General features: G+C 64.5%; 24 protein-coding genes. 13 read left to right on the plus strand and 11 right to left on the minus strand.

Features of this window, described 5'->3' with window-relative positions:
* Positions 1-42: 42 nt before the first annotated feature.
* Genes pilQ through pilM form a run of 5 tightly spaced genes read right to left on the minus strand, consistent with a single transcriptional unit; the run spans position 43 to position 5,113 of the window.
* Positions 43-2,259, minus strand: coding sequence for a type IV pilus secretin PilQ (pilQ, locus tag LV476_RS10265; protein WP_250075823.1), 2,217 nt, complete (start codon positions 2,257-2,259; stop codon positions 43-45).
* A 3-nt stretch (positions 2,260-2,262) separates the two neighbouring features.
* Entirely contained in the window at positions 2,263-2,811 is a 549-nt protein-coding gene (locus LV476_RS10270) for a pilus assembly protein PilP (RefSeq protein WP_250075825.1), read from the minus strand.
* Positions 2,808-3,428 carry a type 4a pilus biogenesis protein PilO gene (locus tag LV476_RS10275; RefSeq protein WP_250075827.1) on the minus strand — a complete coding sequence of 207 codons (621 nt, stop codon included), beginning with the start codon at positions 3,426-3,428 and terminating at the stop codon, positions 2,808-2,810. The genes LV476_RS10270 and LV476_RS10275 overlap by 4 nt, the downstream gene beginning before the upstream one ends.
* 3 nt (positions 3,429-3,431) lie before the next feature.
* Positions 3,432-4,019 (minus strand): PilN domain-containing protein, encoded by a 588-nt coding sequence (locus tag LV476_RS10280; RefSeq protein WP_250075829.1) that lies wholly within the window; start codon positions 4,017-4,019, stop codon positions 3,432-3,434.
* Positions 4,019-5,113, minus strand: coding sequence for a type IV pilus assembly protein PilM (gene pilM / locus LV476_RS10285; protein WP_250075831.1), 1,095 nt, complete (start codon positions 5,111-5,113; stop codon positions 4,019-4,021). The genes LV476_RS10280 and pilM overlap by 1 nt, the downstream gene beginning before the upstream one ends.
* Before the next feature lie 274 nt (positions 5,114-5,387).
* Between pilM and LV476_RS10290 the strand changes: the two genes are divergently transcribed.
* Together LV476_RS10290 and LV476_RS10295 are read left to right on the plus strand one after the other, a co-directional pair.
* Entirely contained in the window at positions 5,388-7,640 is a 2,253-nt protein-coding gene (locus tag LV476_RS10290) for a penicillin-binding protein 1A (RefSeq protein WP_250075833.1), read from the plus strand.
* 46 nt (positions 7,641-7,686) lie between these two features.
* Positions 7,687-8,286: a hypothetical protein gene (locus LV476_RS10295; RefSeq protein ID WP_250075835.1), complete on the plus strand. Its 600-nt coding sequence runs from the start codon at positions 7,687-7,689 to the stop codon at positions 8,284-8,286.
* 70 nt (positions 8,287-8,356) lie between these two features.
* Here the strand turns inward: LV476_RS10295 and hemE are convergent, their stop codons facing one another.
* The 4 genes from hemE to rpsU form a co-directional block, all read right to left on the minus strand.
* Positions 8,357-9,421, minus strand: a complete 1,065-nt coding sequence (gene hemE, locus LV476_RS10300) for a uroporphyrinogen decarboxylase (protein ID WP_250075837.1) — start codon at positions 9,419-9,421, stop codon at positions 8,357-8,359.
* Positions 9,422-9,425: 4 nt separating this feature from the next.
* The gene (locus tag LV476_RS10305) at positions 9,426-10,835 is read right to left on the minus strand and encodes an FAD-dependent oxidoreductase (RefSeq protein ID WP_250075839.1); all 1,410 of its coding nucleotides are present in this window, start codon (positions 10,833-10,835) and stop codon (positions 9,426-9,428) included.
* 79 nt (positions 10,836-10,914) lie between these two features.
* A complete protein-coding gene (locus LV476_RS10310; protein WP_250075841.1) occupies positions 10,915-11,364 on the minus strand; it encodes a GatB/YqeY domain-containing protein in 450 nt (149 codons plus the stop codon).
* A gap of 25 nt (positions 11,365-11,389) precedes the next feature.
* A complete protein-coding gene (gene rpsU / locus LV476_RS10315) occupies positions 11,390-11,605 on the minus strand; it encodes a 30S ribosomal protein S21 (RefSeq protein ID WP_125199564.1) in 216 nt (71 codons plus the stop codon).
* 179 nt (positions 11,606-11,784) lie between these two features.
* On the opposite strand from rpsU, the gene tsaD reads away from it, so the two are divergent.
* Positions 11,785-12,804 carry a tRNA (adenosine(37)-N6)-threonylcarbamoyltransferase complex transferase subunit TsaD gene (gene tsaD / locus LV476_RS10320; protein ID WP_250075842.1) on the plus strand — a complete coding sequence of 340 codons (1,020 nt, stop codon included), beginning with the start codon at positions 11,785-11,787 and terminating at the stop codon, positions 12,802-12,804.
* Positions 12,805-12,817: 13 nt separating this feature from the next.
* Here tsaD and plsY read toward each other — a convergent pair whose 3' ends face one another.
* A complete protein-coding gene (plsY, locus tag LV476_RS10325) occupies positions 12,818-13,453 on the minus strand; it encodes a glycerol-3-phosphate 1-O-acyltransferase PlsY (RefSeq protein ID WP_250075844.1) in 636 nt (211 codons plus the stop codon).
* Between the two features lie 107 nt (positions 13,454-13,560).
* On the opposite strand from plsY, the gene LV476_RS10330 reads away from it, so the two are divergent.
* The 9 genes from LV476_RS10330 (at position 13,561) to LV476_RS10370 (ending at position 23,766) form a co-directional block, all read left to right on the plus strand.
* The gene (locus tag LV476_RS10330) at positions 13,561-14,241 is read left to right on the plus strand and encodes an alpha/beta fold hydrolase (RefSeq protein WP_250075846.1); all 681 of its coding nucleotides are present in this window, start codon (positions 13,561-13,563) and stop codon (positions 14,239-14,241) included.
* Between the two features lie 70 nt (positions 14,242-14,311).
* Positions 14,312-15,157, plus strand: a complete 846-nt coding sequence (gene bioC, locus LV476_RS10335) for a malonyl-ACP O-methyltransferase BioC (protein ID WP_250075848.1) — start codon at positions 14,312-14,314, stop codon at positions 15,155-15,157.
* A gap of 285 nt (positions 15,158-15,442) precedes the next feature.
* Positions 15,443-16,900 carry a cytochrome-c oxidase, cbb3-type subunit I gene (gene ccoN / locus LV476_RS10340; protein WP_250075850.1) on the plus strand — a complete coding sequence of 486 codons (1,458 nt, stop codon included), beginning with the start codon at positions 15,443-15,445 and terminating at the stop codon, positions 16,898-16,900.
* An 18-nt stretch (positions 16,901-16,918) separates the two neighbouring features.
* Complete coding sequence (gene ccoO, locus LV476_RS10345; RefSeq protein ID WP_250075852.1) at positions 16,919-17,653, plus strand: cytochrome-c oxidase, cbb3-type subunit II; 735 nt, start codon at positions 16,919-16,921, stop codon at positions 17,651-17,653.
* Positions 17,654-17,718: 65 nt separating this feature from the next.
* On the plus strand, positions 17,719-17,916 hold the full coding sequence (locus LV476_RS10350; RefSeq protein WP_250075855.1) for a cbb3-type cytochrome oxidase subunit 3: 198 nt from the start codon (positions 17,719-17,721) through the stop codon (positions 17,914-17,916).
* Positions 17,897-18,817, plus strand: coding sequence for a cytochrome-c oxidase, cbb3-type subunit III (ccoP, locus tag LV476_RS10355; protein WP_250075856.1), 921 nt, complete (start codon positions 17,897-17,899; stop codon positions 18,815-18,817). Before LV476_RS10350 ends, ccoP begins: the two co-directional genes overlap by 20 nt.
* A gap of 149 nt (positions 18,818-18,966) precedes the next feature.
* Complete coding sequence (gene ccoG, locus LV476_RS10360; RefSeq protein ID WP_250075859.1) at positions 18,967-20,391, plus strand: cytochrome c oxidase accessory protein CcoG; 1,425 nt, start codon at positions 18,967-18,969, stop codon at positions 20,389-20,391.
* Between the two features lie 71 nt (positions 20,392-20,462).
* On the plus strand, positions 20,463-21,263 hold the full coding sequence (locus tag LV476_RS10365) for a FixH family protein (protein ID WP_250075861.1): 801 nt from the start codon (positions 20,463-20,465) through the stop codon (positions 21,261-21,263).
* Positions 21,264-21,312: 49 nt separating this feature from the next.
* On the plus strand, positions 21,313-23,766 hold the full coding sequence (locus tag LV476_RS10370; RefSeq protein ID WP_250075887.1) for a heavy metal translocating P-type ATPase: 2,454 nt from the start codon (positions 21,313-21,315) through the stop codon (positions 23,764-23,766).
* A 3-nt stretch (positions 23,767-23,769) separates the two neighbouring features.
* Here the strand turns inward: LV476_RS10370 and LV476_RS10375 are convergent, their stop codons facing one another.
* On the minus strand, positions 23,770-24,258 hold the full coding sequence (locus LV476_RS10375) for a Crp/Fnr family transcriptional regulator (protein WP_250075889.1): 489 nt from the start codon (positions 24,256-24,258) through the stop codon (positions 23,770-23,772).
* A 430-nt stretch (positions 24,259-24,688) separates the two neighbouring features.
* On the opposite strand from LV476_RS10375, the gene glyA reads away from it, so the two are divergent.
* The gene (glyA, locus tag LV476_RS10380; RefSeq protein ID WP_250075891.1) at positions 24,689-25,951 is read left to right on the plus strand and encodes a serine hydroxymethyltransferase; all 1,263 of its coding nucleotides are present in this window, start codon (positions 24,689-24,691) and stop codon (positions 25,949-25,951) included.
* Positions 25,952-25,959 lie beyond the last annotated feature (8 nt).

Genomic DNA, 25,959 nt, shown 5'->3' on the forward strand with positions numbered 1-25,959 from the left:
AACCCCGCCGAAGCGGGGCTGGTATCTCGCGAATCACAGTGATCAGTTGTTGATCAGGGCGCCGCGATTGAAGTTGGCGAGGTTGTCCCGATCGACGATCTTCGGCGTGACGAAGATCAGCAGTTCGAAGCGGGAGTCGTCCCGGATGCGGCTCTTGAATAGGTTGCCCACGCCCGGCAGGTCGCCGAAGAACGGCACCTTGTCCAGTTGGGTCACGTTCTCGAACTCGTAGATCCCGCCAAGAACCACGGTCTGGCCGTTCTTGACCTGAACCTTGGTCTGCACCTCGCGGGTGTTGATCGGCGGTTCGCCATTGATCGCGCGGGTGTAGTCCGGCTCTTCCTTCATGACCAGAATGTCCATGATCACGTTGTCGTTGGGCGTGATCTGCGGAGTGACCTCGGTCTTGAGCAGCGCCTCCTTGAACTCGATGTTCGCGATCGCGCCGCCGCCGGAAGCGGTCTGCGACTGGTACGGGATTTCCACGCCCTGGGAAATCACCGCCTTGTGCCCATTGGTGGTGATCACCTTCGGGTTCGAGACGATCTTGCCGGTGCCCTCGCTCTGCATGGCCTGGAGTTCCAGATTCAGCAGAACGTTCGAACCAAGGATCGCCAGACCCAGCGAGCCGGTCGGGTCACTCGCGATGGGCGTGTTGACCATGAAGTCATTGGTGTTTGAGGCGAAGTACGTACCGTTGAGTGAACCCGGATTTCTCTGGTCGATCGGGTAGGCCGGTGCGTCACCCATATCTTTGGCATTGCCACCAAAGCCAACTCGCTGACCACCGCGATCGAAGCCACCCTGGAGTCCCCAGCGGACCCCCAGTTCGCGCGAGAAGTTGTCCGTGGCAATCACGATGCGCGTCTCGACCAGTACCTGCTTGACCGGCTTGTCGATCTGGGTGATCAGGCCGCGGACACGGTCGAGCGCCTCGGCGGTATCCGTAACGATTAGGGTGTTGGTGCGGGCATCGACCGTGATCGAGCCGCGCCGGCTCAGGAAGTTGCCGTCACTCTTGGCATCGCCACCTTCGCCGCTGACACCGGAGCTTTGCCGAACCAGGCTGGCGATGTCGGCTGCCTTGGCGTAGTTGACCTGAACGATGTCTGTGATCAGCGGAGCGAGCTGCTGAGCCTGCTCGCGGGCGGCCAGTTCGGCCTTGTCGCGGGCGGCGATTTCGGCGGTCGGCGCCACGTAGATGACGTTGCCGTTCTGTCGCGCGGACAGGCCCTTGGTGGTCATGATCAGGTCCAGAGCCTGATCCCAGGGGACGTTCTCCAGGCGAAGGCTGATCGAGCCCTGCACGGAGTCGCTGACGACGATGTTGTTACCGGTAAAGTCCGCAATCAACTGCAGCAGGGGTCGGACCTGAATGTCCTGGAACTTCAGCGTCAGACGCTCGCCGGTGTATTCCTTCTTGCCGAGCGAGGTGCGCTTGTCCTCTTCAGGGATCGGCTGGACCTCGACTACCAAGCGGTTATCGGTCTGGTAGGCAAGGTGCTCGCCTGCATCATTGGTCTTGAGCGTCACGCGACTACCGTTGCCTTCACGGCGAACGGTGATGTTCTCGACCGGCGTGGCGAAGTCGTTGACGTTGTACTGACCCTGCTCGAGGCGGGTGCCCGGCAGCTGGACAACGATCCGGCTGCCCTCGCGTCGGATGTTCATCGGTGCCTGGCTGCTGCCGATGTCGAGCAGCAGGCGTCCGGCGCCGTCCGCGCTGCGGCGGAAGTCGATCGGCTGGCCGGCATCCATGGCAGTTGCTGCTGAGCTGCCTGCGGACGTGACGGCAAGCCCGCTTTCGGTGGTGCTTGCCTGACGGACCGGGTCGAAGGTGACCGTGACCATGTCGCCGTTCTGGCTGATTGCGTAGGGCACGGACTGGTCCAGATTGAATACGGCCCGGGTCTTGCCGTTCGCTTCGGCAAGCATGACGGAATCGACGGCGCCGAGACCGATCGATGTCTGCCGGCTGCCCGTCTTGTTCGTGACTTCGGGCAGGTCGATGGCAACCCGCGCCGGGTTGTCGATCTTGAAGCTGCCGGGATCGCCCGACAATGGTTCTGACAGGTCGAAGTTCACCAGCACCTTGCCGTCGCTGGTGCGGTCATAGGTGATCCCGGTAAGGTCGCCGGCCAGCACCAGGCTGGGAGCGAGAACCGCGGCCATGCTGATGGCGGAGAGACCAAGCCCTCGACGCAGTCCCGTGCTAAGGCGTGAAGGTTTCTTGAGGTTGTCCATATCGCTGCTTCCCATCATTTAGCTCCGGCCGCTCTGAGTCTTGACGACCGTTGTCTGTTTTTTCCAGCCACCCCGTCCATCGGGCACGATTTCTTCCAGCGTCACGCTGGCCTCGCCAATTTCCACGACTTCGCCGTAGTTGCGACCCATGTGATCGCCGAGCATGACCTCGTGGATCACGCCGTTGCCGTCACGGATGAGGGCGTAGGTCGCGTTCTGACGGTTGATGATCCCGCGCATGGCCAAGGCATCGAGCGGGAAATGTTCCAGCGGCTCTTTCGGCCGATCGATGTCCGGCTTGAGGCCGTCACCGTCATCCACCTGATCATCTTCCGGCGGCATGAACGGCGTGCGGACGTCCTCGGGCACGCTGTAGGCGTATTTCGGTTGCGGCTTCATTTCCGGGATCGGCTCGATCTTTCCGCCCGGCCGGGCTTCCAGCTCGGCAACCTTCTGTTCCAGGTCGTGCATGTCCTGCGCGCAGCCGGCGAGTGTCCCGGCAAGGATCACGCCGACGCCCATCAGGCCGAGCCGGATCGCCGCGTTGCGCTTGGGTGCTGTCTTCATTGGCCGCCTCCTTGCTCGCCGCTTTCCAGGTACCGGTAGGTCTTGGCCTGAATGCCCATGGTGAGTTCGCGGGGGATGTCGTCGTCCTCGACCTTGGGATCCCGCGGCTTCATGGCCGGATCGTGCAACGTGACGATCCGCGGCAGGTTGGCCGTATCACTGATGAACTGCGTCAGTTCACGGTAGGTCCCGCGAAGTGACAGGTGGTAGGTCATCTCGGCGTAGAAGTCGTGCTTGACCTCCTTGCCGGGGCGAATCTGCTCGTTCTTGAGTCCGTTGGACAGCGACGTCTGGGCGACGTTGTCGATCAGGTTCTCCGCTTCCCGCTTGTTCGGCAGCTGGCGAAGCAGTTCGCCGAAGCGGGTTTCCATTTCCTTGATCTGGGCCTTGTATGCCTCGAGGTTGGCTGCCAGGCGTTGCTTCTTGTCCACCGTCTGAAGCAGGGACTGCTCCTCGCGTTCGGCGCGTTCGAGCTGCTCCTTCTGCGGCAGGGTGTCGAAGTAGATCACCGCCCCGACGATCAACACGAAGACGAAGGCGAAGATCACAAGGCGCGTGCCCAGCGAGGTCAGTCCTACCGTCTGGAAGTCGAGGTTTCTCAGTTCATTGAGGTCCATCGCTTAGTTCTCCTTGTCCGCTTCGCCTTCCTTGGGCGGCGTGATCTTGGCCTCGATCGAGAACACGTACTGACCGGCGCTCGCCTCGCCACTAGCACCCTGCGCGAGAATGCCGGACCCCACCAGGCTGGCGCTGCCAATGTAATCGGCGCTGTTCAGTCGCCGCAGGTAGGCAGCGACCCGTGCCTGGGCGTCAGCCTTGCCCTGGATGCTGATCTTCTCGTCGTTGGTGACCGTCGCCGACGTCAGCTGCACGCCATCGGGCAGGGTGGTGACGAAGTTTTCCATCAGATGGACGATGATCGGCCGGCTCGATTGCAATTTCTCGATCACCTGCATGCGAGCGGTCAGCTGCGCCTTGCGCTTCTTGAGCTCGTTGATCGCCTGGATCTGCTGGTCGAGCTTCTTGATGACTCCTTCGAGATAGGCGTTGCGCTCCTGTTGATACTCGATCTGTGCCTGCATGTAGCTGTGGATGCCGAAGGCGGTAGCCACGGCGATCAGGGCGGCCAGAACAAGGTGGACGACGAAATCGCGTTGCCGCTTCTGGCGCCGCTCCTCGCGCCAGGGGAGAAGGTTGATTCGTCTCATCAGTCGAAGCTCCTTAACGCAAGCCCGCAGGCAATCAGCATTGCGGTGCCGTGCCGAGACATCTGCTCGGTAGACACGCCAGGTCCCTTGGCGAGTGCAGCGAACGGATTCGCCAGCCGGGTGGCGACCCCGGTCTCGTTGTTGATTCGCTCGACGGCGCCGGCGGTGTTGGCCGCCCCGCCGCCGAGAAGGATGAGATTGACGGTGCTGCCGCTCGACTCGGAGTAGTAATACTGGATGAAGCGTTCGACGTTCATCGCCAGCGAGTCGAGGTAGGGTTGCAGCACCTTGCGCTGGTAGTCCTCGGGCAGGCTGTCGTCGCGTTTTCGCTCTTCGGCCTCTTCGAGCGACAGGCCGTATTGGGCAGCGATCTCGCTGGTCAGCTGCTGGCCGCCGCCCTCGTGCTCGCGCGTATAGACGATGTCGTCGTCGACGAAGATGCTCAGCGTGGTCGTGGTGTCGCCGAGATCGAAGACGGCCACCGGCTGGGAACGTTCCTCCGGAGCAAGTGTCGGAGCCAGTATCTCGGTGAAAGCGTTCTGGAGGGCGAACGACTCGATGTCGACCACGTCAACCGCCATCCCGGCGGCTTCCGCGACGGCAATCCGGCTGTCGACGTTGTCCGTCCGGGTCGCCGCCATCAGGACGTCGAGGCCTTCGGTGTCTCCGGCGCGACGTTTCTTCTGCTTGCCGAGAATGTCGGTCTGGATCGGCTCGAAGTCGAAGTTGACCTCGTCGATCGGGAAGGGGATGTACTGGTCCGCTTCGAGCCGGACCTGTTCCTCAAGCTCGAATTCGTCGCCGGGGTTGTCGATATGCAACACCCGGCTGACGGCCGAGGATGTCGGCACCGCCATGCAGAGGTGACGCCCCTTGATGCGGGCCCGCTGCACGGCACGCCCCAGCGCGGCGGCAACGGCATCCGTGTCGGTGATGGACTTGCCCTGGACAGCCCCTTGGGGAAGAGGCTCGATGGCGAACGCGGTGGTTCGATAGCCGCCTCGGCGTTTCTCCAGCTGGATCAGCTTGACGGCGGTCGAACTGATGTCGACCCCGAGGCGAGCGGGTTTAGCGCTGAATAGTGGCACGGTCATTCCCTTCCTTTTGAGCGTGCGTTAAGGTTTCGCACACACGCACCTTGTCTCCCAGATATGCATCCTATGGCATAACCGCCGCGGTTGTCGATAACGGCGCCCGAGCAAACACGCCTTTGACGGTCATTGGGACTCACATTTCTTATTTCGAATGAAGCTTATCAAGATTATTTTTTATCTGGTTGGTTTGGGGTTGATTCTGGGCCTCGCCGGCCTAGGGGTCCTGTATCATATTTACAACACTCAGTTGCCGAGCGTCGACGAGCTGGGTGAGGTGCGTTACCAGATGCCGATGCGCATCCACGACCGGGAAGGGGGGCTGATTGCGGAGTACGGCAACCAGCGGCGCTTCCCCGTTTCCTTTGACGAGATCCCGCCGGTGGTGGTCGATGCCTTCGTCGCGGCGGAAGACGATCGCTTCTTCGAGCACGTCGGCGTCGACTTCATCGGTCTGGCGCGAGCGGCCATTGAGCTGGTGCGTACCGGTGAAAAGTCGCAGGGTGGCTCGACGATCACCATGCAGGTGGCACGCAACTTCTATCTGGGTCGCGAGAAGACCTACACGCGCAAGCTTTACGAGATCCTTCTGGCGATCAAGATCGATCGTGCGTTCAGCAAGGAAGAGATCCTCTCGCTGTATCTGAACAAGATCTTCATGGGGCACCGTGCCTACGGGGTGAAGGCTGCGGCTCAGGTCTACTTCGACAAGACGCTGCCCGAACTCACGGTTGCCGAGGCTGCCATGCTGGCGGCCTTGCCGAAGGCGCCGTCGACCACCAATCCAGTCACCAACCCCGAACGCGCCCTCGCCCGGCGGGCCTACGTGCTTGGTCGGATGCTCAAACTGGGCATGATCGACCAGTCAACGTTCGACCGGGCCATGGAGGAACCGCTGCCGGGTGAGCTGTTCACGTCCGCCGAGATCACCACCAAGGCCCCGTTCGCGGCCGAGATGGCGCGTCATGATCAGGTCGCCCGCTTCGGTGACGACGCCTACCAGATGGGTCTCAACGTGCACACCAGCATTGACCCGACGGCACAGGCCTCGGCTCGTCGCGCGTTGCGCGCGGCATTGATCGCCTACGACCGGCGGCATGGCTACCGGGGCCCGGAGGCCGACTGGAGTGACGTGCTGGGTGATCGTGAGGCACTGGAGGAGCGTGTGGCGGAGGCCAAGCCGGTCGGCGGACTGTTGCCGGCAGTCGTGCTCGAGGCCGCTGCGGACAAGGCCAACTTGCGGGTGGGCGATCGCGGTGAAGTGGCGATCGACCTCGAAGCGGTCAAATGGGCCTGCGAGTACCGGTCTGTGGACCGTTGCGGCCCGAAACCCGGGGCAGTGAACGAGGTCCTGTCGGCCGGCGACATGGTGCGAGTGGAATCCATCGAGGAGGAAGAGGGCGTTCGATACCGTCTGGCCCAGATCCCGGAAGTGACTGGCGCCTTCGTGGCTCTGGATCCGGACAGTGGCGCGATTCGCGCGATGGTGGGCGGCTTCGATTTCTTCCAGGACAGCCAGTTCAACAACGTCACCCAGGCGGAGCGGCAGCCGGGTTCCGGCTTCAAGCCCTATCTCTATTCGGCCGCGCTTCACCACGGTTTCACCTGGGCCAGCCTGATCAACGACTCTCCGGTCGTGATCGAGGATGGTGTTCGCCAGGGGATCGACTGGCGCCCGAGCAACTATGGCCGTAGTTTTGGCGGCATGCGCCGCATGCGGGATGCCCTGACGCACTCTGTCAATCTGGTGTCGATCCGACTGGCGCGCTCGGTGGGCCCGCAGAACGTGCTGGAGTATGCCGGGCGCTTCGGTCTGCCGGTGGAATCCTGGAAGCCGACGCTGTCGATGGCGCTTGGCAGTTACACCCTGACACCGCTTGACCAGGCCGCCGGCTTCTCGGTGTTTGCCAATGGCGGCTATCGCGTGTCCCCCTACCTGGTGACGCAGGTGGGCAACCCGGATGAGGGTGCCGTCTACTCGCACCCTGACGTCAGCCCCTGTGATGATTGCTCGGCGGAGACGTCCGATCCCAGTCTCGCTCCACGGGCGATTAGTCCGCAGAACGCCTTCCTGATGCGCACGGGGTTGAAGGGCGTGATTCGGGAAGGTACCGGCGTGCGCGCCTGGCGGGCGCTCGAGCGTCGTGACATCGGCGGCAAGACCGGCACCACCAATGATCAGCGTGACGCCTGGTTCTCCGGGTTCGGTCCCGGTTGGGTCGGGGTTGCCTGGGTCGGGTTCAGTGACAACAGCGAGCTGGGACGCCGCGAGACCGGCGGGCGCGCCGCCTTGCCGATGTGGATCGATTTCATGCGGGATGTCCTGCCCGAACCGGTCGACGGCGAGGAGCCGCCCGAAGGCATCGTGACCGCCTGGATCGATCCGGACACCGGCAGGCGCGTGCCGGAAGGACACCCGGGCGCTATCCGCGAGTATTTCGACTCCACCAACCCTGAGGCCGAGCTGCCCAAGGAAGATCCGGCGGCCGCATCGGGCACCTCGAAAGAGGTGATCGAGAGTCTGTTCTGATCACGACAGGGCCGGCGGTGCCTGCCGGCCATTCGACGAGGAGGAGATGATGGGGCCCGCTTCGCTGGAAGTGCTGCGCGTGGCCGCGCGTGAGGCGGCCGAATCGCCCGGGCAATCATTGCACGCGTCGCTGGAGGATGCGGCGCGTTCGCTGGGCGAGTCGCTGGACGGTCGTTTCCTGGCGGCGGATCTCGAGCGTCTCGAGCTCGAGTTGACGCGTTACCGGACTACGTTCCATCCGGAGCAGGGTGAGCGGGTGCTCGAACTGCGCCGCGCCGCGCTCGAGGCGATGGACTTCTTTGCCGAGTTCCGACCCCGGCTGGTGGGGGAGGTGCTGTCAGGTACCGCAGACGAGTACTCGCCCATCGTGCTGCAGTTGTTTGCGCCCACTCCCGAGGGCGTGATGGAGCGCTTGCTGACCCGGGACATCCCTTTCGAGGAATCGGAGACGACCTACCAGTACGGTGATGGTCGAAGCGAGCGGGTCTCGGTGTTTGCCTTCGGAGCGGGAGGCGACCAAGTGGTGCTCGAGGTATTCCCCGAGGAACGCATCCGCGAGGCGCCGCTCGGTCCCGGTGGAGCCAAGCTGCGCCGTGCCTCCCGGGGCCAGTTGCAGGCCCTGATCGACGGTGAGACGCACGCCTGAGCGCGCATCGCTCGGAAACAAGAACGCCCCCGGATCCGGGGGCGTTCTTCGTTGAGGCGTTGCCGTGGTGTCAGTCGCGGGCGCTGAGGCGGTGAACCGCATCGACGAGCACCTTCACCTTGTCCGGATTCACGTGCTGATGGATGCCGTGGCCCAGGTTGAAGACGTGACCGGGGTTGGGGCCGAACTCCTCGAGAATGCGCGCCACCTCCCGCTCGATCACCTCGTCCGGGGCGTAGAGCACGCTCGGGTCGAGGTTGCCCTGCAGGGCAACCCGGTCACCGACTTTCTCGCGAATCGTGTCGAGGTTCACGGTCCAGTCCAGGCCGATACCGTCGGCGCCGGTGTCCGCGATCCAGGAGGCCCATTGGCCACCGCCCTTGGTGAACAGCGTGACCGGCACGTAGCTGCCGTCCGGGCGCTCCCGGTTCAGCCCGTCGACGATGCGTTGCATGTACTGCAGCGAGAAGTCGCGGTAGTCGTGCGGCGCGAGGACGCCACCCCAGGTGTCGAACACCATCAGCGCCTGGGCGCCGGCCTCGATCTGGGCATTGAGGTAGTCGGTGACCGCGTCGGCCAGTCGGCCCAGCAGGTCGTGGGCCGCCTTCGGGTCGCTGTAGACCAATCCCTTTACCTTGGCGAAGTCTTTGGTGCCGCCGCCCTCGACCATGTAGGTCGCCAGCGTCCACGGGCTGCCGGTGAAGCCGATCAGCGGCACGCGGCCGTCAAGCGCCTTGCGGATGGTGGACACGGCGTTCATGACGTAGCCCAGGTCCGATCCCATGTCCGGCTTCGGCAGGCGGGCCACGTCGGCGGCCGAGCGCACGGGGCGCTCGAAGACCGGGCCCTCGCCGGCGACGAACTTGAGCCCAAGGCCCATGGCATCCGGGATGGTGAGGATGTCGGAGAACAGGATCGCCGCATCCAGATCGTACCGTTCCAGCGGCTGCAGGGTGACCTCGCAGGCCAGATCCGCCGAGCGGCACAGGTCCATGAAGCTGCCGGCACGCTCACGAGTGGCGCGGTATTCCGGCAGGTAGCGCCCGGCCTGGCGCATGATCCAGATCGGGGTGCGGTCGACGGGCTGGCGCGCAAGCGCGCGCAGCAGACGATCGTTCTGCAGCGGGGCAGTCATCAAATCACACGTCCAGGTAGTCGAGAATGCCGAAGGCGGCGTTGCGGCCCTCGAAGACGGCGGTAACCACCAGATCGGCGCCGCGGACCATGTCGCCGCCAGCGAAGATCTTCGGGTTGCTGGTCTGGAATTCCGGCTTGTTCTGATCCTTGTGGACCACGACGCGACCGCTCGCGTCCAACTCGATCTTCTGGTCCTCGAACCAATCGGCCGGGGAGGGGCGGAAGCCGAAGGCGATCAGGACGGCATCGGCCTCGACCACCTGCTCGGAGCCCTCGACGGCGACCGGGCGACGGCGGCCGCGCTCGTCCGGCTCGCCCAGGCGGGTCTCGACGAACTTCACGCCCGTGACCTCGCCGCCCTCGCCGAGGATCTCGACCGGCTGCAGGTTGAACATGAAATGTGCGCCTTCCTCGCGAGCGTTTTTCACCTCGCGACGTGAGCCCGGCATGTTGTCCTCGTCACGGCGGTAGACCGTGGTTACCTTGGCCGCGCCCTGACGTAGCGAGGTGCGGGTGCAGTCCATAGCGGTGTCGCCGCCGCCGAGGACCACCACGCGCTTGTCCTTGACGCTGATGTACGGGTAGTTGCCACCAAAGTCGAGCAGGTGGTTGGTGTTGCCGATCAGGAAGGGAAGCGAGGCGTGCACGCCGTCGAGGTTCTCACCCGGGAAGCCCCCTTGCATGGCGTTGTACGCGCCCATGCCCATGAACACGGCGTCGTACTCCTCGAGGATATCGTCGATGGTGATGTCCTTGCCGACCTCCGTGTTGAGGCGGAATTCGATGCCCATGCCCTCGAAGATCTCGCGGCGGGTCTCCATCACGTGCTTTTCGAGCTTGAACGACGGGATGCCGAAGGTGATCAGGCCGCCGATCTGCGGATGGCGATCGAAGACCACCGCGTCAACGCCGTGGCGAGCGAGAATGTCCGCGCATCCGAGGCCGGCCGGGCCGGCTCCGATCACGGCGACGCGCTTGCCGGTGGGCACCACGTCGGACATGTCCGGACGCCAGCCCATCTTGAAGGCCTCGTCGGCAATGTATTTCTCGACCGAACCGATCGTGACCGCGCCAAATCCGTCATTCAGGGTGCAGGCACCTTCGCAGAGGCGGTCCTGCGGGCAGACGCGACCGCAGACCTCGGGCAGGGAGTTGGTCTTGTGTGCCATCTCCGCCGCCTCGAGCAGGTTGCCTTCGGCGATCAGCTTGAGCCAGTTGGGGATGTAGTTGTGGACCGGGCACTTCCACTCGCAGTACGGATTGCCGCACTCGAGACAACGGTCGGACTGCTCGGCGGCGTGGTCCGGTGTGAATTGCCCGTAGATTTCATTGAACTGCTGGACGCGCTCTTCGGCGGGAGTGGTCTCCGGGTCGCGTCGCGGAACGTTCAGAAACTGGAAAGTCTCGCCCATGGCTCGTTCTCGAATTGATGGTTCGGATCAATGCGGCGTGCGGGGCGGGTGCCCGAGAGGGCGTGGCCGCGCCCGCGGCTCAGGCCGAAAGACGGTTGCGGACGACCTGGCTGACGACCGACATGTCGGCGCGTCCGGCCAGGCGCTCGCGGGCCGCTTTCATCACGGCGCCCATCTGGCTGAGATCGGTCGCTTGCTCGGCAGCGATGATGTCGGCAACCGCGGCCTCGATTTCCTCGGCGGAAAGCGGCTGAGGGAGGTAGGTCTCGATGATCGCCAGTTCGGCTTCCTCGACGGCCTTGAGATCCTCGCGGCCGGCCGATTCGTACTGGGCGATCGATTCGCGGCGCTGCTTGGCCTGCTTGGTCAGAATCGCCATGGCCTCGTCGTCGGAGACGTCGCGGCGCTCGTCGATCTCCCGCTGCTTGATCGCGGAGATCAGCATGCGGATCGTGGCCAGACGCGACTTTTCGCCGCCCTTCATGGCCGTTTTCATGTCGGCGGTCAGGCGCGCCTTGATCGTGCTCATGCGGTAAAGGCCGTCGAGCGACAGATCAGTACAGGCGAACGCGGCGCGCTTGTTCCTTCGAGAGGCGCTTCTGGTTGCGCTTCACGGCAGCAGCGGCCTTGCGCTTGCGGGCGGCAGTCGGCTTCTCGTAGTACTCACGCTCGCGCATCTCGCTGATGATGCCGGCTTTCTCGCAGGAGCGCTTGAAACGACGAACTGCAACCTCGAAGGGCTCATTTTCCCGAACACGTACAGAAGGCATGAATGCGTTCCACCTCGTTGAATTGAAACTGAAATGTTTGGCTTCGGACCCGTGCGGCCCAAAATAAAAGGTGTTGTAGTATAAAGCGTTGCCGGAGGTGTGCAAGTGGCGAGTCGCCTTCGGGTTCATTCCTCCGTTTCCCTGTTCACCTTTGGCCCTGTATCTAAGGAGTGTGGCGCGTGCGCGTATTGGCAGTCGAAAGTTCCTGTGACGAGACGGCGCTGGCCGTCTATGACAGTCGGCAGGAGCGATTGCTTGCCCACCGCGTGCATTCGCAGACCGACGTGCATGCCGCCTACGGTGGCGTGGTGCCTGAACTGGCGGCGCGGGATCATATGCGGCGCCTGCCGCTGCTGGCTCGCGAGACCATGGCCGAGGCTGGGATCGACTACGACGAGCTTGAGGGGGTGGCGTATACCGCCGGCCCGGGGCTGGCAGGCGCGCTGATGACCGGCGCCGCCTTCGCAAAGGGGCTGGCGGCCGCGTGCGGTCTGCCGGCCTTGGGCGTCAACCACCTGGAGGGGCATATCCTGGCCCCGCTGCTGAGCGCCGAGCCGCCGTCCTTTCCGTTTCTGGCACTGCTGGTATCCGGTGGCCACAGCCAGCTGATCGAAGTGCTCGAGGTGGGTCGCTACCGGCTTCTGGGCGAGAGCATAGACGATGCCATCGGCGAGGCGTTCGACAAGTCGGCCAAGCTAATGGGGCTGGGCTACCCGGGTGGGGCGGCGCTGTCGAAGCTCGCCGAGCAGGGCGATCCGGCGGCGATTCCGTTCACTCGGCCGATGGTCAACCGCCCCGGCCTGGAGCTGAGCTTCAGCGGACTGAAGACGGCGGTGGCGAATGCCATCGCCGGCGGCAGCGCGCATCCGGACGTGGCCGCCTCGTTCGAGCGCACGGTGATCGACACGCTGGAGATCAAGCTCAAGCGGGCCCTGGATCAGACCGGGCTGGAACGGCTGGTGGTGGCGGGCGGCGTTGCCGCCAACCGCCCCTTGCGTCGACGACTGACGGCCATGATGGCCGATCGTGGCGGCCGGGTGTTCTTCCCGGAGATCGAGCTGTGTACCGATAATGCCGCGATGATCGCGTTGGCTGGTTACCTGCGCCTGGTCGCGGGTGAGCGTGATGCCACCGTGGGGTTCTCGGTGCGCCCACGCTGGCCGCTTGATGCACTGACGATTCCCGGGGAGGCGGCCTGAGCTGGCCGAGGGATCACTCGGCGGGATCGGCTTTCGAGGCCTTCTCGCCGATGCGTGGCTCCTCGCCGCGGATTAGTCGGCGGATGTTGCCGTGGTGACGCAGGATCAGGAGCAGCGCCATTACCGACACGGCCAGGGCAATGAAGGGTGGCGAGAGCAGGGTGGCAAGCGTGGCGGCGACCACGGCGGCAAACAGGGCCGAGAGCGACGAGTAGCGGGTTGCCCATGCCGTGCTGAGCCAGCCGACGATCGCGACCAGGCCGACCACCGGCGCCATGGCCAGGATGGCGCCGGCCGCCGTGGCAACCCCCTTGCCGCCCTTGAAGGCAAAGAAGACCGGGAACAGGTGCCCGAGGAACGCGAACAGCCCGGCGATTCCCATTGCGGCGGTCCGGTTCGGTTCGTCGATGACGGCGGCAGCCAGCACGACCGGCAGCAGACCCTTGAGCAGGTCGCCCACCAGCGTGACAATGGCCGCCTTTTTCCCGCCCAGTCGCAGCACATTGGTTGCGCCGGGGTTGCCCGAGCCGGCCGAGCGCGGGTCGGGCAGGCCGAGCAGGCGCGCGGTGATCACCGCGGTGGACAGCGAGCCGATCAGGTAGGCGGCAAGGGCGACGATGAGCAGCGTAGGCCAGTCGAGGGCAGTCAAGAGGTGATCCCGGTGTTTGAATGGGGCGGCCATTATCGCGGTCGAGCCGGCCGGCGGCAAACGGGTGGTCGGTCGGCAACGAATATCTTCGGGGGTGAGTCGTGACCATGGCGGCGCCGATGGCTTCCCGGCAGTCGCCGCGAGGTCGCGTCGGCCTCGTGGCCGGCTGGTCGTACCCGGCGGCGGTGTTCGAGCCGCTTCGGCGGGCGCTGGCCGATCATGCGGTTTCGGCGTTCGACTGGGTGTCTTTTGCCGCAGGGTGGCTTGGCGAGGACGTGGTCCGGGCGGACGAGCCGGAGCCCTCGGTCTGGGTGGGTTGGTCGCTTGGTGGCGTGCTCCTGCTCGAAGCGTTGCGGCAGGGGCGGATCGCCCCCGACCGCTTGGTTCTCGTCAACGCCACACCGCGGTTTCTCGAGGCGCCGGGTTGGCCCGGGGTGCCGGAGGCCGAGTGGCGCGGCCTGCGTCGGGCGGCCGCCCGCCACCCCATGGCGGCGGTGGCGGCCTTTCGCCGTCGCTTTGCGCTGCCTGACGTTGCCGGCCGAGATCCGGCGCTGGCCGATGTGAGCGGGCTCGACTGGTTGGCCCGGCTGGATCTGCGTGCGTTTCTGGCGGACGTGTCGACCCCGGTCGAATGTTGGCTGGCTCAGGACGACCCGCTCGTGCCAGCCGACTGGCCGTCGCATCTGGCGTTGTCACCGCGTGTGTGCTGCCAGCGTTTTACCGAGCCCGGTCACGCTCCCTGGTTTGCGGATCCCGCCGCACTGGCCGCTCGCCTCAGCGCGGGCTGAAGTTGGCGGCGAGAGCCGGCCTTCAGCTCCTCAATCACGACACTATATTAAATGAGTACCCTTCGCCTTCATGTCTGCCTTGCCTTCCTTTGACCAGCGTCGCGTGCGCGAACGATTCAACCGAGCGGCCGAAAGCTACGACCGGCATGCGGCCGTGCAGCACGAGATCGGTCGACGCCTGGATGAGCGTTTCGGTTGGCTCAAGCTCGAGCCTGCACGGATCCTGGATCTGGGCACCGGGACGGGGCAGATGGTTCGCGCCATGCGCGAGCGCTACCCCAAGGCCGACGTCATTGGGGTGGATCTGGCCGAGGCGATGCTGCGGCGGCTCCCACGTCGCCGCTGGTGGTCGCTCCACCGCCAGGGGGTCGTGGCCGACATGCATGCGCTGCCGTTCGTCGGCGGCAGCATGGACGCGGTGGTGTCGAACTTTGCCGTGCAGTGGAGTGATCGTCCGGCGGCACTGTTCGCGGAGGTGGCGCGGGTGATGTCCTCCGGGGCGCCGTTCGCCTTCACCACGCTTGGGCCGGACAGCCTCGTCGAGGTGCGTCGTGCCTGGGCAGCCGTGGACCCGTCGCCCCATGTCCATCAGTTTCTCGACATGCACGATCTGGGCGACGCGCTGGTCGGCGCCATGCTCGCCGATCCGGTAATGGACCGCGAGACGGTCACGGTGACCTATCCGACCGTTGATGCGCTGCTCAGTGACCTGCGTGGCGTCGGCGTGGGCAATACCCAGTCGGGGCGGTCTCGCGGGATGACCGGTGCGCAGGCGTGGCGCCGTTTCCGCGAGGCGCTCGCCGAGCAGGCCGTCGACGGTCAGATCCCGCTTACCTATGAAATTGTCTATGGCCTGGCATGGGGGACCGGTGTTTCGCCCGTGCCGCAGGAGGCTCACGGCATGGTGGGCGGGTGAGCGTTGCCGCGGGGTCGTGCTCGCGAGGCTGTCGCGTCGATGCAACACATAGAACTTGCCCGCCACAAGATCAGGTTTGCTTATGGAACAGGATGTTGCCCGCCTAACTGGTTGAAAGGCCGTTGGCGAGCCGCTGCTGATACGAGTGTGTGGCGCTCATGGCGCGAGTAGATAAGTAAATTCATAGGTTTTTGTATGCCGGGGATTGGATTATCATTGCCGACCGAGAAAAAGGGTCTGGCCGTCCCGCGGCCGGGATGAACCTAAAAGTCTGGAGGGGTCACGATGTCCACCAATGCAGTGCCGGTAGCAACCGAGCAGTACAATTACGGCATCGTCAAGAAGTTCGCCATCATGGCCATGATTTGGGGCGTGTTGGGGATGCTTGCCGGTGTCTATATTGCCAGTGAGCTGGCATGGCCGTTTTTGAACTTCAACATTGCCGAGATCACCTTCGGTCGTCTGCGCCCCGTGCACACGACGCTGGTGATCTTCGGCTTTGGTGGTAGCGCGCTGTTCGCGACGTCCTACTACATCGTGCAGCGCACCTGCCAGGCGCGGCTGTGGGGCGGCTCGGTCCTTCCGGAACTCACCTTCTGGGGCTGGCAGCTCTCGATCGGCCTGGGCGTGCTCTTCTACATGGCCGGCTACACGCAGGGCCGTGAGTACGCCGAGTTCATCTGGCCGGTCGACCTGCTGATCACCGTCACCTGGGTGATCTACTTCGCCGTCTACGCCATGACCCTGGTCAAGCGCAGCCAGCCGCACATCTACGTGGCGAACTGGTTCTTCATGGCCTTCATCCTGGCCACCGCGCTGCTGCATATCTTCAACAACCTGCAGGTACCGGTCTCCCTGACCAGCCTCGAGTCCTACTCGCTGTTCTCGGGCGTGCAGGACGCGATGACCCAGTGGTGGTACGGCCACAACGCGGTCGGCTTCTTCCTGACTGCCGCCTTCCTCGGCATGATGTACTACTTCGTGCCCAAGCAGGCCGGTCGTCCGATCTATTCCTACCGCCTGTCGATCGTCCACTTCTGGGCGCTGTCGTTCCTTTACATGTGGGTCGGTGCTCACCACCTGCACTGGACCGCGCTGCCGGACTGGGTCTCGACCCTCGCGGCAACCTTCTCCATCCTCCTGCTGCTGCCGTCCTGGGGTGGCATGATCAACGGCATCATGACCCTGTCGGGTGCCTGGGAGAAGCTGCGTACCGATCCGATCATGCTGTTCCTGATCACCGCGCTGGCGTTCTACGGCATGTCGACCTTCGAAGGCCCGATGATGTCGCTCAAGTCGGTTAACGCCCTGTCGCACTACACCGACTGGACCGTCGGTCACGTTCACTCCGGCGCGCTGGGCTGGGTAGCGATGATCTCGATCGGTTCCTTCTATCACCTCATCCCGCGGCTCTGGGGCACCACCCTGCACTCGACCAAGCTGGTGTTCGTCCACTTCTGGCTGGCCACCGTCGGTGTCGTGCTCTACATCGTCTCCATGTGGGTCGCCGGTATCGGCCAGGGCCTGATGCTGCGTGCCTTCGACCAGTACGGCAACCTCGCCTACACCTTCATCGAAACCGTGTCGTTCATGCACATCCCGTATGTCGTGCGTGCCATCGGTGGGGCGTTCTTCCTCTCGGGGATGCTGGTAATGGGTTACAACATCCGCAAAACGATCGCCGGGGCCCGTCAGCCGGCCGCCGCCGAGGGTCGTGACGCCGTGGCTGCCGCCGCACGCTAATGGATTGAGGTTAGGTGAATGAAACACGAAAGCATTGAAATCAACTCCGGTCTGCTGATCGTCCTCACCCTGATGGTGATCAGCATCGGTGGCCTGGTCGAGATCGTCCCGCTGTTCCACATCGAGGAAACGGTCGAGGAAGTCGACGGCGTTCGCCCCTACACCCCGCTGGAACTGCGGGGCCGGGACATCTATGTCCGCGAGGGCTGCTACACCTGTCACTCGCAGATGATCCGCCCGTTCCGTGACGAGATGCTGCGCTACGGCCACTACTCGCTGGCAGCCGAGTCGCAGTACGACCACCCGTTCCAGTGGGGCTCCAAGCGGACCGGTCCGGACCTGGCGCGTGTCGGTGGCAAGTACTCCAACGAATGGCAGACGCAGCACCTGGTTGACCCGCAGTCGCTGGTGCCCGAGTCGATCATGCCGGGTTATCCGTGGCTGCTCGACACCGAGCTTGACTACAGCCAGATCGAGGAACGCATGGTGGCGCTCAAGCGCGTCGGCGTGCCGTACTCGCAGAGCCAGGAAGAGTACGACGCCAACGTGGAGCAGTTCGGTCAATCGGTGGCTGACAAGCTGCACGTCTCCAACGGCACCCAGGTGCTGGAAGACGAGGCGAGTGCCGAAAACTGGGACGGCAACCCCGACCAGATCACCGAAATGGATGCCCTCGTGGCTTACCTGCAGGTACTGGGCACGATGGTCGACTTCTCGAAGTATGAAGACGGCCACTTCAACCAGTTCCGCTGATACATGAAAACCGCCACTGTCGAGGTGATCTCTTGATTGGCGATATCTTTGCGTGGTTGGGCGACATGGAGAACAGCAAGCCGCTGGCGCTGATTCTGTTCTTCTCCGCCTTCGTGGGAATCATCGTGTACGTCTACACCGGCAAGAAGCGTAAGCAGCGGCTGGAGTCGTACAAGGACATTCCCTTCCTGGACGACGACGAGCTCGACCCCACGCAACAAAAGAAACAACAGGTGAATAACGATGAGTCAACCGGAAAATAAGCAGGGGCAGGTCGAGACCACCGGGCACGTTTGGGACGGCGATCTGCGCGAGTACAACAACCCGTTGCCGCGCTGGTGGCTGTGGGCCTTCTACATCACGATCATCTTCTCGGTGGTCTACTGGATCCTTTACCCGGCTTGGCCGTACGGCGATACCTACACCAAGGGCATCAACACGGTCGAGTACACGGTGGAAGGCGAGAACGGTGAAGAGAAGACCGTCACCGAGCACTGGAACACCCGTGCGCTGTTCACCAAGAACATGCAGTCCAGCCCGTCGGCCCTCGCTCAGCAGGAGTGGGTCAACAAGGTCAAGGACATGAGCTTCGAGGAAATCGAGCAGGATCCGGACACCCTGCAGTTCGCCATGTCGGTCGGCCACGGCACCTTCGGTGACTACTGCGCGGCCTGTCACGGTGCGGGTGGCCAGGGCAAGATCGGCCTGTTCCCGAACCTGGCGGACAACGCCTGGCTGTACGGCAACTCCTACGAGACGATCGTCAGCAAGATCGACGGCGGCATCAACGGCATGATGCCGGCGCAGAACGTCCCCGAGGACAAGATCGACGATCTGGCCAAGTACGTGCTGAGCCTCTCCGGCAACGCCGAGATCAGTGGCGAGGCGGCCAGCCGTGGCAAGCAGGCGTTTGCCACCTGTGCGGGTTGTCACGGCCAGAATGGCGAGGGTAACGAGGCCATGGGCGCCCCGAACCTGACCGACGCGATCTGGGACGTGGCTGACGTACCGGGCTGTGGCGGTGACACCGCCTGTCAGGTTGACGAGATCAAGCACGTCGTCAACAACGGTATCGAGCGCCAGATGCCGGGCTTCGGCGATCGTCTGACCGAGACGCAGATGCGGATGCTCGCCATCTACGTGCGTCAGATGGGCGGCAACTGATCGTCCCCGGCGTTTTCCCGATTCGGAACACCGGCCCCTGGCCGGTGTTCTTGTTTGCGGGCCCCGAAAAATTCTCTGGCGTGCGGTTGTCAGACAATTTCCCTATGGGGTATAAGATTACCCCGAGAGTATGTTTCGGAGTTTGATTCATGGCCCAGCACGACGATCCCAGCTACGCCGCCGACGAGCTTTACGCGGCGCGGGAGCCCATCCATCCCAAGGGGATCCGGGGCCGGTTCCGGCGTTTCAAGAACGCGGTCCTGCTGATCGCCTACGGTGTGTTCTTCCTGCTGCCGTGGGTGCGTTGGGAGCGGCTAACCGGGCCCGATCAGGCGGTCATGTTCGACATCCCGTCGCGCCGTTACTACCTGTTCGATCTGGTCATCCATCCGCAGGACATGTTCCTGCTCGCGGGTTTTCTGATTCTCGCCGCGTGGTTGCTGTTCTTTGTCACCGGGCTTGTCGGGCGCGCGTTCTGCGGCTACTTCTGCTTTCAGACCCTGTGGACCGACACCTTCATGAAGGTCGAGGCGCTGGTCCAGGGGGATCGCAACAAGCGCATGCGGCTGGAAAAGCAGCCGTGGAACGCCGAGAAGATCACCAAGAAGGGCATCACGATCGCCATCTGGACCGCGATCGCGTTTTGGACCGGGTTCACCTTCACCGCCTACTGGGCCGATGCGCCGCAGCTGTTCGTCGACTTTTTTACCCTGGACGCCGCCAAGGCCGCCTATATCACCACGGGGATCCTCACCGTGACCACGCTGATCGCGGCGGGTTTCGCGCGCGAGCAGGTGTGCATCTACATGTGTCCCTATGCGCGCTTCCAGAGCGTGATGTTCGACAAGGAAACCCTGCTGGTGTCCTACGACGCCAAGCGGGGCGAGGGCGAGTCCGGCCGCAAGCCGCTCAAGCAGGGCCTGATGACGCTCGACGAGCGTCACGGTCAGGGCGTCGGCGATTGCATCGACTGCAAGCTCTGCGTGCAGGTCTGTCCGACGGGCATTGATATCCGCGACGGCCTGCAGCTGGAGTGCATTTCCTGCGGGCTGTGCATCGATGCCTGCGATCAGATCATGACCAAGCGCGGTTGGCCGACGGGGCTGATCCGTTATGCCTCCGAGCAGGAGCTGGAAACCGGGGAGAAGCCGAACCTGCTGAAGTTCCGCACGATCGGCTATGGGATCGCCACGCTGGCAGCCACCGCGCTGCTCCTCTACGGCATCTTCGCGCGTGCCCCGGCGGACATCTCGGTGCAGCAGGTGCGTCAGCCGTTGTTCACGGTCCTCGCCAGCGGCGACATCCAGAACAACTACAACGTGAAGATCAACAACAAGCTCCAGGAGCGGCTGGATTTCACGCTGGCGCTGGAGGGTTTGCCGGATGCCAAGGTGAGTGTCGTCGGTGATTTCGAAGGGCTTTCCGTACCCGCCGACGGTTCGCGCAAGTATCTGGTGCACGTGCGTGCGCCGCGTGATGCAGAAGTGGACCGTCGCAAGATAGAATTCGTCCTCACCGAGGAGAACGGACGCATCGAGCCGCTGGAGCACGACGCGACATTCGTCTTCCGCTGATCATCCATTTCTGAGGCCGTCGCCCGGCAGGGAGCCCCGGGCGACGGCCTGCTGCAACCAGGTTTTCCAACATGGCCGTACTGCTGCCCGCCGGGATCGGCATGACACTGATCCCGATCCTCTTCTTCCTGCTGCGGTGGCGTTTCCCGACCGCCGGTCGCCAGATCGCCTTCATCCTCGGCGTGCTGGCCCTGGCTAGCTATGCCCCCTATGCGATCAGCGCCTGGCCGGGACTCGACGTGGTTGCGATGGTGGTCGCCATCCTCGTGATGACCGCGTTCATCCTCGGCCTGATCTCGCCGCCGCGACATGCCAAGTCGCACAAGATGGGCTTTCACGCCGGACCGGCGACCATCATCGCGTTCTTCGCGGTCATCATCCTGCTTGACTCGATCTTCCTCACCATCGCGACGCGTGGCCTGAGCGAGAACGCCGCGCGCCAGTTGTTGCCGGAGCCTCAGGGCGGTCCGGTCGCCACCTCCTACTTCCCCGGCACGGTCGCTCACGACTACCAGGAGAAGGTGGCTCAGTTCGAGGCCTATGACGCCATGCGCGAGGAGCAGCAGCGCCGCGGCTGGCAGGTGCGCCGTGGCTGGCTGGGCGAGCCGGTCGTCGGTGAGTCCACGCCGTTTCGCATCCAGGTGTACGACGGGGAGGGCGGTCCGGTTCGGGATGCCGACGTGACCGCGCAGTTCCTGCGTTTCTCGAGCCAGAGCCTCGACTTCACGCGCCGGCTCGAGGAGATCGAACCCGGCGTATACCAGGCCGATATCACCCCGTCGCGTCCGGGGCGGTGGGAAGTGATCGTCAACGTGCGTCGCGATGGCGCAACCCACCAGCTGCGCGGCATGACCGACATCGCCGAGCCGTGAGCGGTCGGGTCGTTCGCTTGAACGGCGTGGCGCGAGCCATGGGTGAATCATGAGCGAGGCGGACGTCGTTGCCCCGAAGACGGAGGCCGAGGCCAGCTGCTTTCATTGCGGCTTGCCGGCGCCGGACGGCGCGAGCTATTACACCCGCGTTTTGGGCGAGCAGCGTGCCATGTGCTGTCCGGGGTGCCAGGCGGTGGCCCAGGCCATCGTCGAGGCGGACATGGAGGACTATTACCGCCATCGCACCGAGGCCTCGCCCAAGCCGGATGACGACCTTGAGCGCGTGCTCGAGGAAGTGGCGATCTACGACCGCCCAGAGATGCAGAAATCGTTTGTCGCCAACCGCGACGGCGAGCGACGCGAGGCCTCGCTGATCCTCGAAGGCATCGTCTGCGCCGCCTGCATCTGGCTGTCCGAGCGGCAGGTGCGCCAGCTCCCCGGCGTCGAGTCCTTTTCGGTGAATTTCTCCACCCACCGCGCCCAGGTCGTCTGGGACAACCGCCAGGTGCAGCTGTCCGAGATCCTGCGGGCCATTGCGGCTATCGGGTACCGCGCCTATCCCTACGACCCGGACCGCCAGGACCGGGTCTACCGCCGCGAGCGTCACGACATGATGCGCCGCCTGGCGGTCGCCGGGCTGGTCTACCTGCAGGTGATGATGATCTCGTTGTCGCTGTATTTCGGCGACTTCCTCGATCTCTCCGAGGGCATGCGGTACTTCTTCTGGTGGGTCAGCCTGGTGCTATCGACCCCGATCGTGCTCTATTCCGGACAGGCGTTCTTCCGCCCCGCCTGGCGCGATCTCAAGCAGCGACGCGTCAGCATGGATCTGCCGGTCTCGCTGAGCATCCTGCTGGCCTACGGCGGCAGCGTCTACGCCGTGTTGAGCCATAGTGGCGAGGTCTATTTCGACTCGGTCACCATGTTCGTCTTCCTGCTGCTGGCCGGGCGTTTTCTCGAGCAGGGGGCGCGACACAAGGCCGGCGAGCTGGCCGAGTCGCTCAACAAGCTGGTGCCGCAGGTGGCCAACCGCATCGAGGCGGACGGCTCGATGACCGTGGTGCCGGCATTCGACCTGGTGCCCGGGGATCGCATCCTGGTACGTCCGGGCGGACCGGTGCCGGCCGACGGGCGGGTGATCGAGGGCGAGAGCGGGGTGAACGCCTCGATGCTCACCGGCGAGAGCGTGCCCGAACTCAAGCGTGCGGGCGACACGGTGGCCGCCGGCACCGTCAACACCGAGAGCCCGCTGACCGTCGAGGTGGAGAAGGTCGGCCAGGACACCATGGTCTCCTCGATCGTGCGCCTAATCGACCGGGCCCAGTCGCAGAAGCCGCGGGTGGCCGAGGTGGCCGACCGCTTCGCGCAGAAGTTCGTCATTGGCCTGCTGGTCACCACGGCGGCGGTCTCGCTTGCCTGGCTGGTGATCGATCCGGCGCGGGCGTTCTGGATTGCGGTCGCCATCCTGGCGATCACCTGCCCCTGCTCGCTCTCACTGGCGACACCTGCAGCGATCGCGGTGGCGGTCGGCCGACTGACGCGCCAGGGACTGCTGGTCTCCCGCGGGCGGGCGATCGAGGGGCTGGCCGGCATCACCCACGTGGTGTTCGACAAGACCGGCACTTTGACCACCGGCCAGCTGGCCGTGCGTGAGGTCGAGCGATTGGGTGACGCGGACGAAGCCGAATTGCGCACCGTGGTTGCCGCGCTGGAGCAGTATGCCGACCATCCCGTGGGTCGGGCACTGCGCGCCTGGGGCGAGGAGGCGGCGCCGGCCGCTCGGGAGGTGCGCGACGTGGAGAGCGCCAGCGGGCGTGGTGTCACCGGGCGGGTTGCCGGCGAGCGTTTCGCGGTGGGTAATGCCCGCCTGATGGGCGAGCTCGGCATCCGGCTGCCCGAGGTGAACGCGGCCGTCGACGAGCTGGTGGTCTGGATTGCCCGGAGCGAGCAGCTGGTCGCCCGCGCCGTGCTGGGCGACGAGCTGCGCGAGGATGCTCGCGAGGCCATCGACCGGCTGCGTGGCCACGGCGTTCAGGTCTGGCTGCTGTCCGGCGATCAGGCCGATCGGGCCCGGTTGATCGGTAATCATCTGGGGGTCGATCACGTCGAGGGTGATCTGTTGCCGGAAGACAAGATGGAACGGGTCGCCGACCTGCAGGCCGATGGTGGCCGCGTGCTGATGGTCGGTGACGGGGTCAACGACGCGCCGGTGCTGGCGCGGGCGGACGTCTCGATGGCCATGGGCGGCGGCACCGCGGTCGCCAAGCACAGCGCTGACATGGTGCTCCTGAACGATCGGGTGGCGGAGACGGCCTTTGCCGTCGACTATGCGCGCCGCACCATGGGCGTGATCCGACAGAACCTTGCCTGGTCGGTCTGGTACAACGCGATCGCGATTCCGATTGCCGCGGTCGGGCTGGTGCAGCCGTGGCTGGCGGCGATCGGCATGTCGGTCAGTTCGATCGCCGTGATCGGCAATGCCCTGCGGTTGAGGCGAGGGTAGGGATCAGCCGCCCATGCTGTGGATGTACTGGTTGAGCTGTGCCACGTCGGTGCTGGTGCGCCGGTAGAGGTGGTCGAGGCTGACGATGGCGTACTCGAGCAGCAGCACCGAGAAGACCGGGTGCTCCAGGCGCAGTCGGTTGTACTTGGCGCGGGGCAGGCGCAGCAGACGGACCTTGGAGCGGGCCCGCATGCGTACGTTGCGTGGCTGGCGGTCGAAGAAGCTCATTTCGCCGAGCATCTCGCCGGCGTGGATCTGGCCGACCGGGACCTCGTTGGTGGTCGGGCCGACGATCAACTCGGCGGTGCCCTCGAGCAGGAAGTAGAGCGATTCACCCACCTCGCCGATGTCGGCGATGATCTCGCCGCGCTCGATCACCTCGAAGTCGCAGAAGTCGAGGAAGGCGCCGACCTCCGCCTGGGTCAGGATCTGCGTGTCGACGTGGCGGGCGAGAAAGTCGACCAAGGCGTGGCGGTCGTTGTCGGTCATCATCGCTGCAATGCTCCCATGCCGGTTTGCGGGAAAGGTTAAGGAACCTCGGCACGGATCGTAATGCCACTCTGGCTGGGTGAGTTGCTCGCCCTCAAGGCGCGCAGAGCGGTATTACGATCCGTGCCGAGGTTCCTTGCATTGTCGCGAGCCGCTCACGTTTTGTCGATCCTCTTGCGCGTGGTGAGGCGACATGAGCCCGATTCATGCTCGGGTTGCGGATGGTTCGCTTGGCCGGCCGGGTGTCGCGACGGAAAATGAGGCGCTGCCATGATGGTCGGAGCGACGGGCGAGGCGATCGGCCGCAACATGCTAGAATTCCCGGCATTGTTCGGTCGCCCTCGGTTCCTGTCGGGGCGGCCGCTTGTATTTCGCGGCCTCGCTCGCGCGGGGTCGAGCCGGTTTTGATTTCACCTTCTTCAGGAGCCAATTCATGTTTGCCAAGTCCATGACCATCGCGGGCTACGACCCGGAACTTGCCGATGCGATCAACGCCGAGGTGCGCCGCCAGGAGGATCACGTCGAGCTGATCGCCTCCGAGAACTACGCCAGCCCGCGCGTCATGGAAGCCCAGGGCTCCGTGCTGACCAACAAGTACGCCGAGGGCTACCCGGGCAAGCGCTACTACGGCGGCTGCGAGTATGTCGACGTGGCCGAGCAACTCGCGATCGACCGAGCCAAGAAGCTCTTCGGCGCCGACTACGCCAACGTCCAGCCGCACTCGGGCTCCCAGGCCAATGCCGCGGTCTTCCAGGCACTGGTCGAGCCGGGTGACACCGTGCTCGGCATGAGCCTGGATGCCGGTGGCCACCTGACCCACGGCGCCAAGCCCAACTTCTCCGGGCGTATCTACCACGCGGTGCAGTACGGCATCGACGACGAGGGCTACGTCGACTACGACGAAGTCGAGCGTCTGGCCAAGGAGCACAAGCCGAAGATGATCATCGCCGGCTTTTCCGCCTATTCGCGCGTGATGGACTGGGCACGCTTTCGCGAGATCGCCGATGCGGTTGGTGCCTACCTGATGGTCGACATGGCCCACGTCTCCGGTCTGGTGGCCGCCGGCCTGTACCCGAATCCGGTGCCGCACGCCCACGTGGTCACCTCGACCACGCACAAGACCCTGCGCGGCCCGCGCGGCGGCATTATCGTGGCCAAGTCCAACCCGGACCTGGAGAAGAAATTCCAGTCGCGCATCTTCCCCGGCTCGCAGGGCGGCCCGCTGATGCACGCGATCGCCGGCAAGGCGGTGGCCTTCAAGGAGGCCATGGAGCCGGACTTCAAGACCTACCAGCAGCAGGTGATCGACAACGCCCGCACCATGGCGCAGGTGTTCGTCGACCGCGGCCTGGAAGTGGTCTCCGGCGGCACCGACAACCACCTGTTCCTGGTCAGCTTCGTCAAGCGCGGCCTGACCGGCAAGGCGGTCGACGAGGCCCTGGGCAACGCCCACATCACCGTCAACAAGAACGCCGTGCCCAACGACCCGCAGTCGCCGTTCGTCACCTCCGGTATCCGCGTGGGCACCGCGGCGATCACCACCCGTGGCTTCGGGACCGAGGAATCGCGCGATCTGGCTGGCTGGATGTGCGACATCATCGACGACATCGAGAACGAGTCGGTGATCGAGGCGGTGCGCGAGAAGGTCACCGCGCTCTGCCGTCGCCTGCCGGTCTACGAGGCCAACCAGGCCTGATCGAGGGG

Source organism: Guyparkeria hydrothermalis, assembly GCF_023555385.1.
GTDB classification, from domain to species: domain Bacteria; phylum Pseudomonadota; class Gammaproteobacteria; order Halothiobacillales; family Halothiobacillaceae; genus Guyparkeria; species Guyparkeria hydrothermalis_A.

Bases quoted from the DNA above. Each gene is read 5' to 3' on its own strand.
- LV476_RS10370 (WP_250075887.1), top strand. From the start codon at position 21,313: ATGAGCGAGGCGGACGTCGTTGCCCCGAAGACGGAGGCCGAGGCCAGC.
- bioC (WP_250075848.1), top strand. From the start codon at position 14,312: ATGTCTGCCTTGCCTTCCTTTGACCAGCGTCGCGTGCGCGAACGATTC.
- LV476_RS10330 (WP_250075846.1), top strand. From the start codon at position 13,561: ATGGCGGCGCCGATGGCTTCCCGGCAGTCGCCGCGAGGTCGCGTCGGC.
- LV476_RS10375 (WP_250075889.1), bottom strand. From the start codon at position 24,258: ATGATGACCGACAACGACCGCCACGCCTTGGTCGACTTTCTCGCCCGC.
- LV476_RS10275 (WP_250075827.1), bottom strand. From the start codon at position 3,428: ATGGACCTCAATGAACTGAGAAACCTCGACTTCCAGACGGTAGGACTG.
- LV476_RS10350 (WP_250075855.1), top strand. From the start codon at position 17,719: ATGGAGAACAGCAAGCCGCTGGCGCTGATTCTGTTCTTCTCCGCCTTC.
- pilM (WP_250075831.1), bottom strand. From the start codon at position 5,113: ATGACCGTGCCACTATTCAGCGCTAAACCCGCTCGCCTCGGGGTCGAC.
- pilQ (WP_250075823.1), bottom strand. From the start codon at position 2,259: ATGGGAAGCAGCGATATGGACAACCTCAAGAAACCTTCACGCCTTAGC.
- hemE (WP_250075837.1), bottom strand. From the start codon at position 9,421: ATGACTGCCCCGCTGCAGAACGATCGTCTGCTGCGCGCGCTTGCGCGC.
- LV476_RS10365 (WP_250075861.1), top strand. From the start codon at position 20,463: ATGGCCGTACTGCTGCCCGCCGGGATCGGCATGACACTGATCCCGATC.
- LV476_RS10280 (WP_250075829.1), bottom strand. From the start codon at position 4,019: ATGAGACGAATCAACCTTCTCCCCTGGCGCGAGGAGCGGCGCCAGAAG.
- ccoO (WP_250075852.1), top strand. From the start codon at position 16,919: ATGAAACACGAAAGCATTGAAATCAACTCCGGTCTGCTGATCGTCCTC.
- ccoG (WP_250075859.1), top strand. From the start codon at position 18,967: ATGGCCCAGCACGACGATCCCAGCTACGCCGCCGACGAGCTTTACGCG.
- rpsU (WP_125199564.1), bottom strand. From the start codon at position 11,605: ATGCCTTCTGTACGTGTTCGGGAAAATGAGCCCTTCGAGGTTGCAGTT.
- LV476_RS10305 (WP_250075839.1), bottom strand. From the start codon at position 10,835: ATGGGCGAGACTTTCCAGTTTCTGAACGTTCCGCGACGCGACCCGGAG.
- ccoP (WP_250075856.1), top strand. From the start codon at position 17,897: ATGAGTCAACCGGAAAATAAGCAGGGGCAGGTCGAGACCACCGGGCAC.
- LV476_RS10310 (WP_250075841.1), bottom strand. From the start codon at position 11,364: ATGAGCACGATCAAGGCGCGCCTGACCGCCGACATGAAAACGGCCATG.
- LV476_RS10270 (WP_250075825.1), bottom strand. From the start codon at position 2,811: ATGAAGACAGCACCCAAGCGCAACGCGGCGATCCGGCTCGGCCTGATG.
- ccoN (WP_250075850.1), top strand. From the start codon at position 15,443: ATGTCCACCAATGCAGTGCCGGTAGCAACCGAGCAGTACAATTACGGC.
- glyA (WP_250075891.1), top strand. From the start codon at position 24,689: ATGTTTGCCAAGTCCATGACCATCGCGGGCTACGACCCGGAACTTGCC.
- LV476_RS10295 (WP_250075835.1), top strand. From the start codon at position 7,687: ATGATGGGGCCCGCTTCGCTGGAAGTGCTGCGCGTGGCCGCGCGTGAG.